Raw genomic sequence first — 17,596 nt, 5'->3', positions numbered from 1 at the left:
GGCGCGACAATGGCGCCAGTTTACAAGGAGTCGATTATGAATGCGCCTGTCCGCAATCCCCTGTGCCAACGTGCCCGGCTGTCGTTGCCGAGTTTTATGCAGATCGTCGCCGGTTTCGCACGCGGCGACAGCGCATCGCGCCTGTCCGTCGAGGTCGGCGTCAGCACCAAGTCGGTCAATTCGATTTATCAGCGATTACGCCGCCGGATCGCGCGCGAACGAGAACGATTGAACCCCTTTGCGCCGCTGTCGATTGTTGCTCGGGAGCGACGCGTGCGCGGTCGCCGGCCGCAGTGCGGGGAAACGGTGCCACGCTTGGTCGGGGTGCGCCGGGTTCAGCATCAACTGGTCTGTGAATGGGTCAATGCGGACAATGCCAGCCAGGCCTTTCGGATCCTCTATGGCCAAATCCCGGCCAGCCGTTCGCTCGATTGCTGGGGCTATCAGGGGTTGATTGACCTGGACACTGGGCGCGTGCGCCGCCTGTGCACGTCGCCACACTCGGTCGCCTCGGATCCACTGCACCCTCTGTCGCTTGAGCAGCTCAGCGCCAGTATTCGTGGGCGTATGGTCGCGAGCCAAGGCTGGCCGAAAACCCACCTTTACTTGCACCTTAAAGAATCTGAGTGGCGTCACGGTTACCTCGGGCGCGATCCATTACCGGACCTACTTAAGCTTCTGCGTGCCTGTCCGATATAGTCTCAAACGGAGGGCGACGCGTGCGCATAGTGGGTTGGTTGTGGTTGGTGTGGGTTGCGACGGTGCCGATGGCTCAGGCCGAGTCGTGGCAACTACTGCGCGGAGGACTGACGCTGTGTGAGGCGGATCAGCAAAGCCGCTATCGCCACCGCATGATCGTATTCCCGGTTCAACTGGCGGGCTCTGTGCCACTGGCCTGGCGCAGTCTGCACGATGCCTTTGACGACACTTTTTTAAGGGTGATGCACCAGCACACAGATTTTGATATCCGATTTATGCGCGGGCTGGAGTTGCTGTCGCTGTCTGACCAAGAGCGTCGTCGCGCCTTGACCGTGCTCGGCCGCCAGCATGCCGCCCAATACCTGTTGTTGCCTCGGATTGATCGGCCGCGCGCTAGCCTAAACAACGAACGTGATCCGATCGTGCGCCTGGTCAACTGGACCCAAGCCCGTGCCGGGGCCAAGTCCGCGGTCGAGCTGGGGGTGACGCTGGAGCTGTACGATTTGCGCCGAGGTACGCGGGTTGCCGCTGAGAATTTGGCGGTCTCCGCCCAGTTGCCACGTCGGGTCGGCAAGCATATCGTGCGCTTCAGCCACGAGCAGTTACGTCCCGTCAGCGACTTTGCGGCGCGGATGAATGCGCAGCTAGCGTGCGAGCCGGTTAGCTTGCCGATCATTACCGCGCGCGGCACAGAGGTTGAAATAGGCGCAGGCTCAGATCTGGGATTGGAAGCGGGTGACGTGCTGGACTTGGCGTTGGTTCAGGCGCGTCGGTTTGGCGATTCAACCGCCTACCGAACCAATCCCATTGACGATAAAATCACTCTGGTCGAGGTGCTGCCCGAGCGCAGTCTGGCGACCTTGTCGGCACGCGCCGAGGTCATCAACTTGCAGCCGGGGGATATCGCCCTAGGACGCTGAAACGCGTTCGGGGTGGGTCACTTTCCACTCCTCAAACCCGCCGTTCAGGCTGTACACGGTTTCAAAGCCTTGGCTCATTAGGTAGGCCGCGGCCTGCTGGCTGGAATTGCCGTGATAGCAGCACACCACGACCGGTGCGGCCTTGTCGGTGCGCGCAATAAAGTCGCCGACGGTGTCGTTGTCCAGCGGCCGGGCGCGGCTGATGTGACCGGCACTGAAGCTGGCGGGATCGCGAATGTCGAGCCACTCGGCCGACTCGTCCAGGTACAGCGCCTCAGCCTCGGTTGGGTTCAAAAATTTAATCATTCAGGTCTCTCGGGTCGGTTGCTACGTGGTGCCACTCGGCGCTGTCCAAATCCAATGCGGTCAATCCCGATCCCCATACACAGCCGCTGTCCAGCGCGACCAAGTCCGGCCGCGGACGTCCGGCACCAAGCGCCGCCCAGTGGCCAAACACACCAAGGCGTATGCCATCCTCGGGACAGGGGTAATCAAACCAGGCATTGGAGCCGGCCGGACGCTCGGCCAGCTCGCCTTTGAACGCCAGGTTCAGCCGTAGGTCGGCGTCGAGCACGCGCATCCGCGTGCTGGCATTGACGCAAAAGCGCCAGCGCTCAGCGTCGCTACGGGCGTCGTCTAAGTGGGCGGGATGGTTGCCATACATCTGACGGAAAAACGCTTCGGGATCGGCTTGCCAGGCGCGCTGGGTGTCGCCGGCGAGGCGCTGCCATTCCGGCATGCTGAAGCCGGGCCAGCGCCCGGCGTGGGCCATCCAGCAGTCACCCTCAACCACTACCAGCGGCTGCGCCAGCAACCAATCGACAATGTCGCGAATATCCGGGGCGGCCAGCACCGCTGCCAGGGTGTCTTTGCGGTGGCTGTCGGCGGCGTTGAAATAACACGCCAGCAGGTGCAGGTCATGATTGCCCAGGACCGCCGTGACCTGGCGTTGACGGCAAAATCGAAGGACCTCAAGTGAACCGGTGCCGCGGTTGCACAGATCGCCGGCCAGCCACAGCTGATCGTCGGCGCTGCAGTTCATCACATCCAGCAGGTGCTGCAAGCTGTGCCAGCAGCCTTGGACATCGCCAATGGCAAGCCGGCGTCCCATTTAGTTAAGCGCGCCGGGTACCGCGAGGGTGAACGCCCGTATTGGCGCCATAAAGCGGTGGCCGTCGTCGGCCTGCATCTCGAATTGGCCGCGCATGCTGCCGACCTCAGTTTTCAGCAGGGCGCCCGAGGTGTAGGTGTAGGTATCGCCAGGCACCAGCACCGGTTGTTCGCCAATTACACCGGGGCCTTTGACCTCTTCGGTCTTGCCGTTGCCATCGGTGATCAGCCAATGCCGGTTCAGCAGTTGAGCACTGAAACTGCCGGCATTGTGAATCGAAATTTCGTAGACAAACGCGTAGTGGCCGTTTTGTTGGCCTTTGTAGGTCGGTTTGGCGGTCACTTCGACCTGGTAGCGTAAATCATTCATGCGCAGATAAGTGGTTGCTGATGCGCGCAAATTCAAGCGGCGTCAGTGTCTCGGCGCGCGCAGCGGGGTTGATGTCGAGCGACACCAGCACGCTTTCGTCAATCAGCGGTTTAAGGCTGTTGCGCAAGGTTTTGCGGCGCTGGCCAAAGGCCGCTTGGGTGACGCGCTCCAACATGTCCATCGAGGTGATGGCAAAGCCTGGGTCGTCGATGGGCGTCAGTCGGACAATGGCGCTGTCGACCTTGGGTGGCGGATCAAACGCGGTTGGTGGCACATCGAATAGTTGCTCGGTGCGCGCATAGCAAGAGGTGACAATGGCCAAACGTCCGTAGTGGCGATCACCGACCTGGGCGCACAGGCGCTGAACGACTTCTTTTTGCAGCATGAAGGTCATGTCCAGCGCGCGGCCCCACTGTAAAAAGCGCAGCACTAAGGCGGTGCCGACGTTGTACGGCAGGTTGCCAACCAGCCGAATGGCCAGGGCCGGATTGTCGACGTCGGCATCCGCGATCGCGTCCAGGTCAACATGCAGGGCGTCGCCCTCGACCAGATTAACCGACGGGTTGTCGGCAAAGGCCGCACGCAACCCGACCGCCAGATCACGATCCAATTCAATCAAGCTAAGGCGGTCCGCCGCCATCAAACGTTCGGTCAGGGCGCCCAAGCCAGGGCCGACTTCGATCAGGTGTTGCCCGGGGCGAATCCGGATGGCGGCTTGGATTTGATCCAATACGCGTTGATCGGTCAGGAAGTTCTGACCGAAACGCTTACGTGCTTTGTGGTTCACAGGCGCTCGATGTAGCTGGATTCGACAACTTGGCGGGTCCAGGCGGCAATGATCTCGTCGGCCTGACGGTCAATAATGATCTGTTTGGCGCGTTGCAGCTGGCCGGTGTTTTCGCTCTCGACGGTGCGCCGGTCGAGCACTTCAATCAGGTGCCAGCCAAAGCGCGTTTCGATCGGCTCACTGACGGTGTTCAGCGGCAGGTTCGACACTTGGGCGGCGAATGCGGGCACGTACAGGCTGGGGTCGGACCATCCCAGCAAGCCGCCTTTTGAAGCCGAGACCGGGTCGGTCGAAAACGCCTTGGCCAGTTCACCAAAGTCAGCCCCGCCGGCCAGTTCGGTGCGCAGCTCGATGGCGCGCAAGCGAGTCGCCTCGACGTCGGTAATGGCGTCCGGTCGCAGCAGAATATGACGCGCGAGGGCCTCGCCAATCAGCACCGTTTCCGAGCCGCGTTTGCCGTTGAGTTGGAGCAGGTGGAAGCCGGCGCGCGAACGGAAGGGCTGGGTGATGCCGCGGCTGTTGGTCCCGGTCAGGGCGTTACGGAAGGCGTCGGCTAAGCCGGACACTTCACGCCAGCCGAGGTCACCGCCGGTGATAGCCTGGGCGCCGTCGCTGGCTTGGGTCGCCAATTGGTCAAAGTCTGCGCCGTTTTCGAGGGCTTGGGCCAGCCCCAAAATCCGCTGCTGGCCTTGGTTGATCTGTTCGGGTGTGGGTGCGCTGGGCAGCGCGACAAAAATCTCGGACAGCTGCACCTGGCCTTGATTGAGGCCTTCGCGTTCGATCAGGGCGCGAGCTTCTTGGTCGCTGACACTGATCTGGTTGCTGACGGCGCGGCGTTGGACGGCGCTGATCAGTAATTCGGTGCGGGTCTCTTCGCGGACCCGGTCAAATGGCAGCCCCAACGGTGTCAGCTCCCGGGCCAGCGATGCGATGCCGCCATCGACGCCGAGGCTTTGGGCCAACCGCAGCAAGCCTTCGTTAACTTGCTCGTCCGTGACGCTAAAGCCCTGGCGAATGGCTTCGTTGCGCAGCGCCTGCTCGTCGATCAGACGATCCAAAATGCGTGTTCGCAGGTCCGTGTTGACCTCGGGGAAGCTGCGGTTTTGGCGAGCACTTTGGATTTGCAGCAGCGTCAATCGATTGTCGATGTCCGAGGCCAGCACCGGGGACTGCTCGACGATCGCGACCACGCGATCCAAGGGCGCGGCGTGGGCCAAGGTCGCGAATACTAGGCTAATAGCGAATAGGACGGGGTTCATAGTCTTCAATGTTATCTCGCAAATTGTTGATGGCGCGCCGGCCGATTTGGCCCAGCCCTTTTAATTGGAATTGCAGTGACAGTTTGTGCGTGCCGGCGCCGGTCGATGAGGGGCGATCATAACTCTGGACGACTGCGGTTCGCCAGCAACAGGATTCGTATTCGAAGCCAAATGCAAAGCGTTCGGAGTGCCGAGTCTCCTCGTTATAGCCGTAGCCTGCTGCGACACGCCAACGATCATTCAGCCCCCACAACACGCTGCCCTCATGGCTGGTGGCCGCTTGGTCGTTCCAACGAATACGCAGGGTGGCCAGGTGGTGCTGATCGCGCCGGTACTTAACGCTAGAGGCGCCGGAGTCGACCCCAAAACGCGGGTCCAGTGTCGCTTCGCTGCCCAGGCTCCAGCGCTCGTTGAGGTTGATCCGTGCTTCCCCGACCAATGGCGAGCGTGCGGTGGTGTCGACGCTATTTGCACTCAGTCCGACCGAGCGATCGCGCAGATAAAACGTCTGGCCGAGATCAAAGCGGTAGCGCTCGCTGCCGCTGTCGTTGTCGCTCCAGCGGTTGGACAGCCCGGCGGTGACCTGCTCGGTGTCACCGATGCGATCGCCGCCGGAAAAGCGTCGATCGGAAAACAATTGGGTAAAGCTAAAGCCGACGCTGCCGGTGTCAAAATTGGGTTGGGCGTCTTGGTCCACGTGCGCCACGCGCAGGTATTTAAGGCGCGGCTCAATGCGGTGGGTCAGGCGCTCAAAACGACGTTCGACAAACAACCCAGCATCGACACTGGCGCGCGGTACCGCGACTGAGGGCGCGTCATCCAGGCCGCTGTCGCGGGACAATGCGTAGGCGATGCCGTCGGCACCGATCGCTGGGGTCAGGTAACCCCAGCTGGAGCGAAACGGTTGCGCCAGGGTGTAGCGCAGATTGACACGGCTGCCGGTGTCGGCGCTGGTGCCGCTGAGCAGCGTATTGTCGCGCTCGAAATTGACGAACTGGGCGTACCAGTTTTGGTCGCGCTGGCTGTCATCAATGCGGCCTTGGGCGACGATCCGCGGCAGCTCGCGATACGGGCGTGCCGCCTGGCCGGTGCTGGCGTCGGCGAGGGTGTAGCTTTTTAGGCTGCTGGTGATGCTCCAGCTCGGTTGGCGGTAGCTGGTAGAGACTTTCAGGCTGGGGAACTGTTCATCGTCCGGGATCGCAAGCCCGCCGATGTCGGTTTCATAGTCGGCATCGTCAGCCCAGGCGCCGTAGGCATTGGCAATCCACGGCGAGCTCGTTTCGGTAGCCCAGGTCGCGGTGATGGCGCGGCGTTTGCCGCCGCTAATGGCGTCGTCATCGAGCCACCCCAGATTGACCGTGGACTGGCTTTCGTTGGCGAATAGATAGCGCTGTTGAAGCTGTAACATGTTGCCGCGGTGGGCGATCCGCGTGGGCACGATCAGGGCGTCGGTTTGCGGCGCGATGTTCCAATAAAACGGCGCTTCCAGTGAATAGTCGCTGCCGTACAGGTCGCTGCTTTCTAATGAAAATTTTGGCCATAAAAAGCCGGTTAAACGGCGTTCATCGACCGGGAAACCAATAATTGGCAACCACACAAAGGGCACTTTCTTGATTTTCAGGGTGACATTTTTGGCGTAACCGCGACCGGAGTTGAAGTCGAGTTTGATGTCACCCGCCCCCATTTGCCAGGCGTCATCGGTGGGCGCGCAAAAACTGTAGTCGACATTGCGTACGCGAATGATACCGGCGCCATTGCGCACAACGTCCTCGGCTTGGCCGTAAAGGTGCAGCTCGTGTGCGACAATTTCGCTGTCGCGCAGCTCGACCCGGCCGCTGTACAGGTTCAGTGACGCGGTCTTGCCACGGACTAAGAACTGCGGGTCGCGAAAGGCCACGTTGCCAATCGCGTCGCCATCGCCGGACACGCGGTACAGACTGATTTCATCCGCTTCCAGGGCAATTTGGTTGTTCCACAGTTGGGCGTCGCCCTTAAGTGCAATGCGGTCAGAGCCGTCGTATTCGGTTTCCAACGCGCGCGCTTCAATTTCTTCGCCGCGGGCATCCGGCAGTTGCGGTGACAGGTAATAGCCCCCGCACAGCGGATTGGCGACCGGGTCCTCGATCCAGTCGACGCCGACCAGTGCGGGATTGGCGGCACTGTGAAAGCTGGCGGCGAGGGCCAGTAGGGAAAGTCGCTTTAACAAACTGGTGTCCGAGGTGGCAAGGCAAGTTGGCACTATAAGCAGATAAGTCGCAAAGCCCAAGCTAGACTGTGGTCAGGACGAAACGAAGTGGTGAGGGTGTGCAGGTATTTGGTGCGTTGGTCGGTGCGGCGATCGGTATTTGGGGCGGTGTATTTCCAGCGTTGGTGTTTGCCGTGACCGGTGCCATTGCCGGGCGTGCACTGTGGCGTTCGATCGTTGCGGACATTCGCGATGATTTGGCCCAGCAGCGCCTCATTTTTCGCCTGGCCGGCTTTCACTGCAAACTGCAAGGCGCGATCACGCCGCGCCACTTGGCCGCCACCCAAAGCCTGATTCGACGCCTGGATTTGAGCGTTTCGGGTCAGCGCGAAGCGGTCGCATCGTTTAATCAGGGGAAAGCGGGGCTGGATGCGGACGCCGTCAGCGCGCGTTTGCGTCATCACTGCCGGACCCGATTGCACAGCGCGTCGTTGGCTTGGTTGCTGGTGCGTTTGGTGCGCAGCGATGTCCAGGGCCTGGCGGCGGAGTCGCGATTGCAGGCCACGGTCGCGAGGCTGGGCTTGCCGGCGGTGCTGGTGCGACTGAAAAAAACACCCGCGCCGGACGCGCCGCAGTCGCAGCCGGCTGCGACTCCTAGCTCGGCATGGCGAGTGCTCGGGGTGGCTCCGGGGACTCAGGGTGCGGCGCTGAAAAAAGCCTACCGCAAGGCTATGAGTACCCACCATCCAGACAAAGTCGCCGCGGCCGGGGGTTCAGCCGAAGCGATTGAAGCGGCCAAGCAAGAGTCGCAAAAAATTCAGGCTGCCTGGAATAAAGTAAAGCGACACGCAACTCGCTGATTGTTGAGTGAATCGGTATGCTTACGCCCTCAAATGACGGAGTAGTTATGCACGATTATCTGATCGCCCCCTCTATTCTTGCCGCCGACTTGGCCAAACTCGGCCAGGAAGTCGATGACGTCTTGGTGGCTGGCGCCGACATCATCCACTTTGATGTGATGGATAATCACTACGTGCCTAACCTGACCTTTGGCCCCAGCGTCTGTGCGGCCCTGCGAAAGCATGGCGTGACCGCCCCGATTGATGTGCATTTGATGGTCAAGCCAGTGGATGCGCTGATCGGCATGTTTGCCGACGCCGGCGCCAGCTGGATTACCTTTCACCCGGAAGCCTCGGAACACGTGGATCGCTCGTTGGCGATGATCAAAGAGCGCGGTTTGAAAGCGGGCTTGGTGCTGAACCCGGCGACGCCACTGACGCATTTGGAATACGTCTTGGACAAACTCGACGTGGTCTTGCTGATGAGCGTCAACCCAGGCTTTGGCGGTCAAAAATTCATCCCCGGTACGCTTGATAAAATCGCCGCTACACGGGCCTATTTGGACGCACGCGGCGCCCAACACGTGCGCATTGAAGTCGACGGCGGGGTCGGCCCGGGCAATATTGCCGAGGTCGCCAGTCGGGGAGCCGATAGCTTTGTCGCCGGCTCGGCCATTTTTGGACAGCCTGACTACAAAGTGGTCGTGGACCGTATGCGTCAGGCCTTGGCCGGCCAGTGAAAATTCGATCCCTGGTCGACGGACCGCTGGAAGCAGTGCTGTTTGATTTTGACGGCACATTGGTCGATAGCGTGCCGGACTTGGCAGCATCGGTGGATGCGGTGCTGGCCGAATACGGACAGGGTCCGGCAGGCGAGGCCCGGGTGCGTGATTGGGTTGGGCGCGGGGCGTGGAACCTGATTCATCGGGCCTTCGAATTTGCCGACGCCAGCCAGCATGCGGATGCGGCTTACCTGCGTTTCGAGTCCCACTACCAGGCGCAGTGCGCGCGCAATCCGGTGCTTTACCCCGGCGTGGCCGAGGGCTTGGCACGCATTCAGCAGCAATGGCCGACGGCGCTGGTGACCAATAAACCGATGCAGTACACGACAATTATGCTGGATGCCTTGGATATGCGCTTTGACGTGGTGCTGGGCGGGGATAGTGTGGCCACCAAAAAACCAGCCCCGGACATGCTTCAGCTGGCGTGCCAGCGGATGGGCGTCAATCCGGCGCGCTGTGTCATGGTGGGCGATTCGTCTAACGATTCTGAAGCCGCGCAAGCCTTGGGCATGCCGGTTGCACTCACGCGGTTGGGCTATAACCATGGCAACGCGGTCGAGCTGGCCGCGCCCGATTTGATTTATCACGACTTTTTAGAGCTTTTGGCATGATTGCACCGACTCCCGAACAACTGCTTGGTCTAAGTTCAAGAGGCTTCAAGCGTGTGCCTGTGGCGATGACCGTGTTAGCGGACATGGAAACACCGCTGTCGTGCTACCTCAAACTCGGCGACGGTGCCTACAGTTACCTGTTGGAATCCGTCCAGGGCGGGGCGCAATGGGGCCGGTTTAGCATGATCGGGTTGCCGTGCAGCGAACGCGTGTCACTCAAAGATGGCGTTATCACTCACGTGCGTAACGGCGAAACCATCGACAGCCACGCCGAGGCCGATCCGCTCGAATGGATCCGCGGCTACCAGGCCGGTTTGGCGGTGGCGACGCCGGCGGATTTGCCTAATTTGGATTTGCCTAAATTTACCGGTGGTCTGGTCGGGTATTTTGCCTACGACACGGTCGGTTTGGTCGAATCCAAGGTCGCTCACAGTTTCCCGATGGACCCGGGTTTGGACACGCCGGATATTTTGCTGTTGCTGTCCGACGAAGTGGTTGTTTTTGACAATCTATCCGGTCGCCTTTACCTGATCACCCACGTCGACCCCAGCGCCGGTGATGCACTGGTCCAAGCCAAGGCGCGCCTGGACGTATTGCGTGAACGACTGGCCCGACCGTTGCCGGCCAAAGCCTTGGATGCGCCGAGTTTCGAGCCGATTGTTGAGTCGGACTTTGAATCCGAGTTCGGCGCCGAGGGCTATCGTGCCGCGGTTAACCGGGTCAAGGACTACATCAACGCCGGCGACTGCATGCAAGTGGTGCCATCGCAGCGCATGCGACTGCCGTTCAAAGCGCCGCCGCTGAACCTGTATCGGGCATTGCGCCGGTTGAATCCGTCGCCGTACATGTACTTTTTGCAACTGAATGACTTCCAAATCGTCGGTTCGTCGCCGGAAATTCTGGCTCGATTCGAAGACGGATTGGTGACGGTGCGACCGATTGCTGGGACGCGTCAACGCGGCGCCAACGAAATCGAGGATCAGGCCTTGGAAGCGGACTTATTGTCCGACGCCAAAGAGCTGGCCGAGCACCTGATGCTGATTGACCTGGGTCGCAACGACGTCGGCCGTGTCGCCAAGACCGGCACGGTCACGCTGACGGACAAAATGATCGTCGAGCGCTATAGCCACGTGATGCACATTGTGTCGAACGTGACGGGGATGGCGACCGATGACATGGACGCGATTGATGTACTCAAAGCCTGCTTGCCCGCGGGCACGCTGTCCGGGGCCCCAAAAGTGCGGGCAATGGAAATTATCAACGAGTTGGAACCCTCGCGCCGCGGCATATATGGCGGCGCCGTCGGTTACCTGGGCTGGCAGGGCAACATGGACACGGCGATCGCGATTCGCACCGCGGTGTTAAAGGATGGAAATCTGTACATCCAAGCCGGTGCCGGCGTAGTGGCCGATTCGGACCCTGAAAGCGAATGGCAAGAAACCCTTAAGAAATGCCGTGCGATTTTCCGTGCCGCAGCCATGGCACACGCGGGTCTGACGGAGACGCCCTGAACATGCGTGAACGTATCGCCGAGTCTGCCGAACGTGGACTGATTCACCAGATCATTATCGCCATTATCTTGCTTAATGCGGTGGTGATAGGGCTGGAAACAAGCCAAGCCGTGATGGCGGCGATTGGGCCATGGCTGGTGCTGCTGGACCGGGTTTTCTTGGCCATTTTTATCCTCGAGGCTGGGTTGAAAATATTTGCCCTGCGCCCGCGCGCCTATTTCACTGACGGCTGGAACCTGTTCGATTTCGCGATTGTGGTGGCGTCGTTGATTCCGACTACCGGGCAATTTGCGACGCTGGCGCGGCTGGCGCGGATTCTGCGGGTGTTGCGCCTGGTCTCAGCCTTTCCCGAACTGCGCTTGGTGATTCATACCCTAGTGCGCTCGATCCCCAGCATGGGGCACGTGGTACTGCTGATGTCGATCGTGTTTTACATCTACGGCGTCGCCGGTTTTTACCTATTTCACGAGATCGACCCGACCCACTGGCGCGACCTGGGCATCAGTCTGCTGACGCTGTTTCGTATCGTCACGCTCGAAGATTGGACCGATGTCATGTACGCGTCGTTGGCGGTCAAACCCTGGGCTTGGGTGTATTACGTAAGCTTCGTGGTGCTGGGTACCTTTGTCGTCATCAACCTGTTTATTGCCGTGGTGTTGAACAACTTAGACGAGGCCAAGGCCGAGCGGTTGGAAAAGCTACGCCAGATTCCGAGCCCTGAAAACGTGCTGGCGGAACTTGAAAAAACCCAGGAATCCCTGACCCGTTTGCAGCTGCAGTTGAGCGCCATGAGCGAAAAAATGCCCGATGCTAGCGTGCTAGACTCCGCAGCTCCCACTTCCACCAAACCATAGAAGACGTCCCATGCTGGTCATGCTCGATAATTACGACTCGTTTACCTACAACCTAGTCCAGTACTTTCAAGAGCTGGGCGCGCAGGTCAAGGTATTGCGCAACGACGAGACCACGGTTGACGAGGTGTTGGCGTTGAACCCCGACCAGGTGGTGATCAGCCCGGGTCCATGCACGCCTAAGCAAGCCGGCATTTCGGTCGCGCTGATTCAAGCCTGTGCCGGCCGTATTCCGACCCTGGGGGTGTGCTTAGGTCACCAGTCGATGGCAGCGGCCTACGGTGCCGACATTGTGCGTGCACCGCGCATCATGCACGGCAAAACCTCGGACATTGAACACGACGGGCGCGGGGTGTTTAGCGGCCTGAAACACCCGCTGACCGTGACCCGCTACCACTCGTTGGTGATTGATCCGGCGACGCTGCCGGATAACTTTGAAGTCACCTCGTATTCTGTTGCCGACGGCGAGCGTGAATGCATTATGGGCATTCGCGACACCAAACTGGGACTTGAAGGCGTCCAGTTCCACCCCGAGTCTATTCTTTCGGAACAGGGGCACGAGATGCTCGACAACTTCTTAAAGCGGGCCTAGCTATGATTCAAAGCGTACTGAAACAGCTGATGGCCGGGAACGACCTGTCCGTCGATAGCATGCGCGCGGTGATGCGTGAAATCATGACCGGCCAGTGTACCGATGCTCAAATTGGCGGTTTTTTGGTTGCGCTGGCGCTCAAAGGCGAGAGCGTTGACGAGATCACCGCGGCCGCCGAGGTGATGCGCGAGCTGTCCTCAAAGGTCAGCATCGACGGCGAACACTTGGTCGACACCTGCGGCACCGGCGGCGATGGGTCGTCGATATTTAATGTCTCAACCGCCAGCGCATTTGTCGCCGCGGCCGCCGGCGCTCAGGTCGCAAAACACGGTAACCGCTCGGTTTCCAGTACCACCGGCAGCGCCGATTTATTGGAGCACGTGGGCGTCCGCTTGGATTTGAATGCCGAGCAGGTCAAGGCCTGCGTTGACCGTTTGGGTGTCGGCTTTATGTTTGCGCCGTCCCACCACAGCGCCATGAAACACGCCATCGGGCCGCGCAAAGAAATGGCCGTGCGTACGGTCTTTAACTTGCTAGGGCCGCTGACCAATCCAGCCGGCGCGCCCAACCAGGTACTGGGCGTTTTTAGCGCTGACTGGGTCGAACCGATGGCGCATGTGCTCAAAGCGCTGGGCTCAAATCACGTCATGGTGGTGCACTCGGACGATGGGCTTGATGAAATCTCGATCGCAACGCCGACTCTGGTTGCCGAACTAAAGGACGGCGAGGTCACGACATGGCGCCTGGACCCGGCCGACTATGACGCCGCGGGCTCACTCGAGAACTTGGCGGTGCGTGACGTCGCCGAAAGTCACCGCCTGGTCATGAACGCCTTGAACGGCGTCCCCGGCCCCGAATCTAATATCGTCGCCCTCAATGCCGGTGCGGCTATTTATGTCAGTGGGCTAGCGCCGAGCATGGCCGCAGGTGTCACCACTGCGCGCGCCGTCATGGCCTCCAGCGAGGCCGCCCAGCGTTTGTCGTCACTGGCTGCAATGACTCAGGAATTTTAATGGCTACTATTTTAGACACCATCATGGCGCGCAAGGCCGAGGAAGTCGCGGCGCTTAAATCCGCCACCAGCGAAGCCGTTTTGTTGACCCGAGCTCAGGGCCATATCGCGCGCGGTTTTGAACGCGCCTTGTTGGCCAAAGCGCTAGCCGGCGACAGCGCGGTGATCGCTGAAATCAAACGGGCGAGCCCATCCAAGGGCATCATTCGCGAGGATTTCCAGCCGGCATTGCATGCCAGTCAATACCAGGCCGGCGGTGCCGCTTGTTTGTCGGTGCTGACGGATCGAGACTTCTTTCAAGGCGCGGACGACTATTTGTTGGCGGCGCGCGCGGCCTGTGATTTGCCGGTGCTGCGTAAAGACTTTGTTTGTGACAGCTATCAGGTCGTCGAGGCGGCCGCGCTTGGAGCCGATTGTGTGCTGCTGATTATGGCGGTGCTGGATGATGCCCAGGCCGCCAGTTTGCAGCAGTGCGCCACCGACTTGGGTTTGGATACGCTGGTCGAGGTCCACGACGGTCACGAGCTGGATCGTGCGTTGGCGCTGCCCAGTGGCATCTTGGGTATCAACAACCGCGACTTGCGTTCCTTTACGACCAGTTTGCAGACCACGATCGAGCTGTTGCCCAGGATTCCCGCGGATCGCTTTGTAGTCACGGAATCGGGCATTTTGAATGCCGCCGATGTCGCCCAGATGCATGCCCATGACGTGCGTGGGTTCTTGGTCGGCGAAGCCTTCATGCGCCAGCCCGATCCGGGCCAGGCCCTTGCTGGGTTGTTCGGCGAATGAGTGCGACTGTTGGATGGATGATTGCGGCAGGCTTGGCGGTTATTGCAGGGCTTGCTTGGGTTGCGTGGCGCGAATTGACCAAGGTCAAGGCCCAGGACGAGGCCAAGGCGGCGGCGACGCAGGCGCGCCTGGCCAATCTGCAGGTCAGTGTCGATGCGATTGCTCGCGCGGTGATGTCCGAGCAATGCGATGTGAGTGAAGGGGCATTGCGGTTGAAGCCGTTGCTGGACGCGGTTGACACCAGTTGGTTACAACGCAGCGATTTGCGTGCGATTTTAGTGATGGCTGAGGCTCTGGCGGATCAGCCAATCAAGGACGCGCGCAACGCGTTGGACAAGCAAACGCGCATGCGTTTGGATCTGGAACGGATGAAACTTGAGTCCGAACACGCGGAGAGCGTGCGTGCAGCCTGCGCGGTATTAGTCCGCGGCGACGCCTAGCAGCGCACGCAGTCGTTTTGCGTTGGCCCCTAGATCGCTGACGCCAACGCGGGAGCGTGATCTGGCGTCGACGCGGACGTTGTCGCCATCGGCGGCCCAGCGCACCACCACATCATCGGTAAAACCAAAAATCCGCGACCGCACTTCGAACTGCAGCGCCTGTTCGCGTTCCTGGGTCAGCACCCAACCCGCGCGCTCTGCATAGGCCAGTATCCACGTACGCGGCGAGTCGGCATCTACGCGTGTGCGCAGGTCATGGTAGTGATTGCGATGGGCATCGCCGACCGCGGCGCTAATCGCCAGGTCATTGTCACCCGGCGGTGGGACGATAAACTCAATCGCAGGTTGTAGCCGCGTCATGACATCGGCAATCGGCGGCAATGACAGCGCCTTCAACACCATCGGCGCAACCAGCACCAGCGGTACCGCACCCAGCAATGCCCACAGATTTTCGCGCGCCAGCCAAAGCCCCAAGCCGGCCGCCAATAAGGTCCCCAGTGTAAACAGCCCAAGCCCTAACCGGTAAGGCAGTCCGGCCCGAACCAGTAGGGGCCCAAAAATACAGCCAGCAAGGGCTAGAATTAAGCCGATTTTTGCCATGGATTACTCAGTTTTAACTCGATTACGCTGCGCGCGTCGATGGGTTTACTGAACAGGTAGCCCTGACCGTAGTCACAACCTTCAAGGCGCAGCAGCATCAGCTGTTCGGCGGTCTCGATTCCCTCTGCTACCACCTTGATGTTCATGCTCTGGGCAATTTGAACAATGGCGCGGTTGATGGCGCGGTCGTTCTGGTCGGTGGCCAGGTCGGTGACGAACGAGCGGTCAATTTTTAGCGCCCGTAGTTTAAAGCGCTTGAGCCGTCCAAGGGATGAATAGCCGGTGCCAAAATCATCAATTGCGGCGGTCACGCCGATTGCATTCAGGCGTTCCAGCGCAGCCTCGGCCTGGGCTGGCTGCTCCAATGTCGCATCCTCGGTAATTTCGAGTGTTAGCAGGCGTGGGTCCATGCCGCTTTCAAACAGCATCTGTTGAACGCGGGCGACCAGTCCGGTGTCGCTAAACTGCTCCGGGGTCACGTTAACGTTCATTCGCAACTCGTGCCCCAGCCGCTGCCAGGCATGGCCTTGGCGGCAGGCCGCCATCAGGATGCAGTCACCTAACGCCAGCAGTTGACCGCTTTCGCGGGCAATTTTGAGTATCTCCGGTGGTGGCACCATACCTAGGCTGGGGTGCTGCCAGCGCATCAAGGCTTCGACCCCGGACATGCTGTCGTCATCCAAGTTAACAATTGGCTGATAAACCAGGTGCAGGCCGTTGTTGGCCAGCGCATCGCGCAAGTCCTCTGCCATTTGCGTGGCCAGGTCTTGGCTTTCGCGCAGGGCGTCGTCGTACTGACTCCAGCTGGTTTCGTCAATTTGCTTGGCGCTGCTCATGGCGCTCTCGGCGCGCCGTAGCAGCCCAATGGCGGTGTCGCCGTGATCTGGGAAAATGGCGATCCCAAGGCTGGCGCCAATACTGACATTGAGTTCGCCAATGACAACCGGCAGTCGAATGGCCTCGCACAGCTTGTCCATGATCTGCTCGACACCCTGGTTGTCGTTGACCTGAGTTAAAAAGACCCCGAATTGGTCTGCCGATAAGCGCGCGACAAAATCCCGAGTCCGGACAAGCTGCGATAGACGTTCGGCCATCAGTCGAATCACGGTGTTGCCGACGTCGTGGCCGTAGCGGTCGTTAACATTACGGAACCGGTCTATGTCGATAAACACCAGGCCGTGGCGTTGATCGCGCTCCCAGTGCGCCATCCGCGCGTCGACCTGGGTGATAAAGCCTTCGCGATTGGACAAACCCGTGAGTGAATCACTTAAGGCCAGGCGGTTAAGCGCTTGCTGGGCGTGGCGCTGTTGCTGCAAGCGGATCGCGAGCCAACTGACGCCCATTAGCAACACGATCAGCAGTCCAATCAAAAAGAACACGCCGGAGGCGGCCCGGTCTTGGAAGGTGACGCCTTGGTGATTGACCCAGCGGGTTTGTTCGTCACCCCGGCTTGGTCGAATGCCAAGGTCGGCGAGGCCGGCATAGTCGGCCCAAATTTTTTGGGTGCTGACTTGCAGTAGTTGGACCGCTGTCGATTGAGCGCCGGCGGCGACAAGTGTTTTGGCCAGCAGTTCACCGGCTTGTTCACCGTCCAACGAGCCGCCTAGATGGGCGCTATAACCGATATCGCCGCGCCATGGCGACAGCACCAGAAAACCGCGAGCTCGGTAGTCGGTCGCCTGTCCTTGAGTCAGGTCCAAAATTGCGGTGTGTTCTGGACGGGCCTGGGCCAAGTCCGCGCCGCCAAAGCCGGCACGCGCGATCGAATGTTGCGCCAATTCGCGCATCGGTGCATTTGCTTGGCTGAGCACGGCGATCGTTTCAATGTCGGGGGCTATGGCGCGCAGTAACGTCAGTTCGCGACCAAAATTAGGGCGTTGAATGATCTGTGTCCAAGCGTTGTCGCGATCGTTTTTAGCGCTGATGCGGACTTGGGCGCTGGGCATGGGCGCGCGGGGGTGGGCGGCGTGCCATTGGCCGGCTTGGTCGCCCAGCAACACTAAGTGAGTCGGGCGCTCGTCCGGCAAGGCGATGGCGGCATTACCGCCATCCAAAAAATAGCTTTCAAGCTGATGACTGGCCGGCAGATTGCGGCCGAGTGCGACCAGCACTTGACTGGTCCAAGGGTCAGTCGCAGACGCTGACGCAATGACCCAGGTGGTGGAGGCGTAAAGGGGTGCGCTGGCTAGCAGCAGCGTTGTCAGTACGAGCGATTTCATCTGACTTGAGTGTAGGAGTA

The 17,596-nt window shown here is 60.2% G+C and carries 19 protein-coding genes; 11 read left to right on the top strand and 8 right to left on the bottom strand.

Annotated features, from left to right (window positions below):
• Positions 1 to 36: 36 nt before the first annotated feature.
• A complete protein-coding gene (locus GH975_RS11275) occupies positions 37 to 699 on the top strand; it encodes a hypothetical protein (protein ID WP_153714616.1) in 663 nt (220 codons plus the stop codon).
• A 20-nt stretch (positions 700 to 719) separates the two neighbouring features.
• The gene (locus tag GH975_RS11270) at positions 720 to 1,619 is read left to right on the top strand and encodes a hypothetical protein (protein WP_153714615.1); all 900 of its coding nucleotides are present in this window, start codon (positions 720 to 722) and stop codon (positions 1,617 to 1,619) included.
• Here GH975_RS11270 and glpE read toward each other — a convergent pair.
• From glpE to GH975_RS11240, 6 genes are read right to left on the bottom strand one after another with little or no spacing between them, the layout of a single operon-like run.
• The gene (gene glpE, locus GH975_RS11265; protein ID WP_153714614.1) at positions 1,608 to 1,925 is read right to left on the bottom strand and encodes a thiosulfate sulfurtransferase GlpE; all 318 of its coding nucleotides are present in this window, start codon (positions 1,923 to 1,925) and stop codon (positions 1,608 to 1,610) included. The genes GH975_RS11270 and glpE overlap by 12 nt on opposite strands.
• Positions 1,918 to 2,730 carry a symmetrical bis(5'-nucleosyl)-tetraphosphatase gene (locus GH975_RS11260; RefSeq protein WP_153714613.1) on the bottom strand — a complete coding sequence of 271 codons (813 nt, stop codon included), beginning with the start codon at positions 2,728 to 2,730 and terminating at the stop codon, positions 1,918 to 1,920. The genes glpE and GH975_RS11260 overlap by 8 nt, the downstream gene beginning before the upstream one ends.
• A complete protein-coding gene (apaG, locus tag GH975_RS11255) occupies positions 2,731 to 3,099 on the bottom strand; it encodes a Co2+/Mg2+ efflux protein ApaG (RefSeq protein WP_153714612.1) in 369 nt (122 codons plus the stop codon).
• On the bottom strand, positions 3,092 to 3,886 hold the full coding sequence (rsmA, locus tag GH975_RS11250; RefSeq protein ID WP_153714611.1) for a 16S rRNA (adenine(1518)-N(6)/adenine(1519)-N(6))-dimethyltransferase RsmA: 795 nt from the start codon (positions 3,884 to 3,886) through the stop codon (positions 3,092 to 3,094). The genes apaG and rsmA overlap by 8 nt, the downstream gene beginning before the upstream one ends.
• Positions 3,883 to 5,145, bottom strand: a complete 1,263-nt coding sequence (locus GH975_RS11245; protein ID WP_153714610.1) for a peptidylprolyl isomerase — start codon at positions 5,143 to 5,145, stop codon at positions 3,883 to 3,885. Before GH975_RS11245 ends, rsmA begins: the two co-directional genes overlap by 4 nt.
• On the bottom strand, positions 5,120 to 7,351 hold the full coding sequence (locus GH975_RS11240) for an LPS-assembly protein LptD (RefSeq protein WP_153714609.1): 2,232 nt from the start codon (positions 7,349 to 7,351) through the stop codon (positions 5,120 to 5,122). The genes GH975_RS11245 and GH975_RS11240 overlap by 26 nt, the downstream gene beginning before the upstream one ends.
• Before the next feature lie 98 nt (positions 7,352 to 7,449).
• On the opposite strand from GH975_RS11240, the gene GH975_RS11235 reads away from it, so the two are divergent.
• Genes GH975_RS11235 through GH975_RS11195 form a run of 9 tightly spaced genes read left to right on the top strand, consistent with a single transcriptional unit; the run spans position 7,450 to position 14,757 of the window.
• Positions 7,450 to 8,190, top strand: a complete 741-nt coding sequence (locus GH975_RS11235; protein WP_170272638.1) for a DnaJ domain-containing protein — start codon at positions 7,450 to 7,452, stop codon at positions 8,188 to 8,190.
• A 47-nt stretch (positions 8,191 to 8,237) separates the two neighbouring features.
• The gene (gene rpe / locus GH975_RS11230; RefSeq protein ID WP_153714607.1) at positions 8,238 to 8,909 is read left to right on the top strand and encodes a ribulose-phosphate 3-epimerase; all 672 of its coding nucleotides are present in this window, start codon (positions 8,238 to 8,240) and stop codon (positions 8,907 to 8,909) included.
• Complete coding sequence (gph, locus tag GH975_RS11225; protein ID WP_153714606.1) at positions 8,906 to 9,562, top strand: phosphoglycolate phosphatase; 657 nt, start codon at positions 8,906 to 8,908, stop codon at positions 9,560 to 9,562. The genes rpe and gph overlap by 4 nt, the downstream gene beginning before the upstream one ends.
• Positions 9,559 to 11,073 carry an anthranilate synthase component I gene (gene trpE, locus GH975_RS11220; RefSeq protein ID WP_153714605.1) on the top strand — a complete coding sequence of 505 codons (1,515 nt, stop codon included), beginning with the start codon at positions 9,559 to 9,561 and terminating at the stop codon, positions 11,071 to 11,073. Before gph ends, trpE begins: the two co-directional genes overlap by 4 nt.
• A 2-nt stretch (positions 11,074 to 11,075) precedes the next feature.
• Positions 11,076 to 11,927 carry an ion transporter gene (locus GH975_RS11215; protein ID WP_153714604.1) on the top strand — a complete coding sequence of 284 codons (852 nt, stop codon included), beginning with the start codon at positions 11,076 to 11,078 and terminating at the stop codon, positions 11,925 to 11,927.
• Between the two features lie 10 nt (positions 11,928 to 11,937).
• Entirely contained in the window at positions 11,938 to 12,516 is a 579-nt protein-coding gene (locus GH975_RS11210) for an anthranilate synthase component II (RefSeq protein ID WP_153714603.1), read from the top strand.
• A 2-nt stretch (positions 12,517 to 12,518) separates the two neighbouring features.
• Positions 12,519 to 13,529, top strand: coding sequence for an anthranilate phosphoribosyltransferase (gene trpD, locus GH975_RS11205; RefSeq protein ID WP_153714602.1), 1,011 nt, complete (start codon positions 12,519 to 12,521; stop codon positions 13,527 to 13,529).
• Positions 13,529 to 14,317, top strand: a complete 789-nt coding sequence (gene trpC, locus GH975_RS11200) for an indole-3-glycerol phosphate synthase TrpC (RefSeq protein WP_211365813.1) — start codon at positions 13,529 to 13,531, stop codon at positions 14,315 to 14,317. Before trpD ends, trpC begins: the two co-directional genes overlap by 1 nt.
• Positions 14,314 to 14,757, top strand: coding sequence for a DUF2489 domain-containing protein (locus GH975_RS11195; protein ID WP_153714600.1), 444 nt, complete (start codon positions 14,314 to 14,316; stop codon positions 14,755 to 14,757). Before trpC ends, GH975_RS11195 begins: the two co-directional genes overlap by 4 nt.
• Here the strand turns inward: GH975_RS11195 and GH975_RS11190 are convergent.
• A complete protein-coding gene (locus GH975_RS11190; RefSeq protein ID WP_153714599.1) occupies positions 14,737 to 15,357 on the bottom strand; it encodes a DUF1499 domain-containing protein in 621 nt (206 codons plus the stop codon). The two genes, GH975_RS11195 and GH975_RS11190, sit on opposite strands and share 21 nt — an antisense overlap.
• Entirely contained in the window at positions 15,339 to 17,576 is a 2,238-nt protein-coding gene (locus GH975_RS11185) for a putative bifunctional diguanylate cyclase/phosphodiesterase (RefSeq protein ID WP_153714598.1), read from the bottom strand. The genes GH975_RS11190 and GH975_RS11185 overlap by 19 nt, the downstream gene beginning before the upstream one ends.
• Positions 17,577 to 17,596: the final 20 nt, after the last annotated feature.

It is taken from the genome of Litorivicinus lipolyticus (genome assembly GCF_009650135.1).
Lineage (GTDB): Bacteria > Pseudomonadota > Gammaproteobacteria > Pseudomonadales > Litorivicinaceae > Litorivicinus > Litorivicinus lipolyticus.
This window is presented reverse-complemented; position numbering and strand designations above follow the sequence as displayed.

Bases quoted from the DNA above. Each gene is read 5' to 3' on its own strand.
- GH975_RS11275 (WP_153714616.1), top strand. From the start codon at position 37: ATGAATGCGCCTGTCCGCAATCCCCTGTGCCAACGTGCCCGGCTGTCG.
- GH975_RS11215 (WP_153714604.1), top strand. From the start codon at position 11,076: ATGCGTGAACGTATCGCCGAGTCTGCCGAACGTGGACTGATTCACCAG.
- GH975_RS11245 (WP_153714610.1), bottom strand. From the start codon at position 5,145: ATGAACCCCGTCCTATTCGCTATTAGCCTAGTATTCGCGACCTTGGCC.
- trpC (WP_211365813.1), top strand. From the start codon at position 13,529: ATGGCTACTATTTTAGACACCATCATGGCGCGCAAGGCCGAGGAAGTC.
- trpD (WP_153714602.1), top strand. From the start codon at position 12,519: ATGATTCAAAGCGTACTGAAACAGCTGATGGCCGGGAACGACCTGTCC.
- apaG (WP_153714612.1), bottom strand. From the start codon at position 3,099: ATGAATGATTTACGCTACCAGGTCGAAGTGACCGCCAAACCGACCTAC.
- GH975_RS11195 (WP_153714600.1), top strand. From the start codon at position 14,314: ATGAGTGCGACTGTTGGATGGATGATTGCGGCAGGCTTGGCGGTTATT.
- trpE (WP_153714605.1), top strand. From the start codon at position 9,559: ATGATTGCACCGACTCCCGAACAACTGCTTGGTCTAAGTTCAAGAGGC.
- GH975_RS11210 (WP_153714603.1), top strand. From the start codon at position 11,938: ATGCTGGTCATGCTCGATAATTACGACTCGTTTACCTACAACCTAGTC.
- GH975_RS11185 (WP_153714598.1), bottom strand. From the start codon at position 17,576: ATGAAATCGCTCGTACTGACAACGCTGCTGCTAGCCAGCGCACCCCTT.
- GH975_RS11260 (WP_153714613.1), bottom strand. From the start codon at position 2,730: ATGGGACGCCGGCTTGCCATTGGCGATGTCCAAGGCTGCTGGCACAGC.
- glpE (WP_153714614.1), bottom strand. From the start codon at position 1,925: ATGATTAAATTTTTGAACCCAACCGAGGCTGAGGCGCTGTACCTGGAC.
- GH975_RS11190 (WP_153714599.1), bottom strand. From the start codon at position 15,357: ATGGCAAAAATCGGCTTAATTCTAGCCCTTGCTGGCTGTATTTTTGGG.
- rpe (WP_153714607.1), top strand. From the start codon at position 8,238: ATGCACGATTATCTGATCGCCCCCTCTATTCTTGCCGCCGACTTGGCC.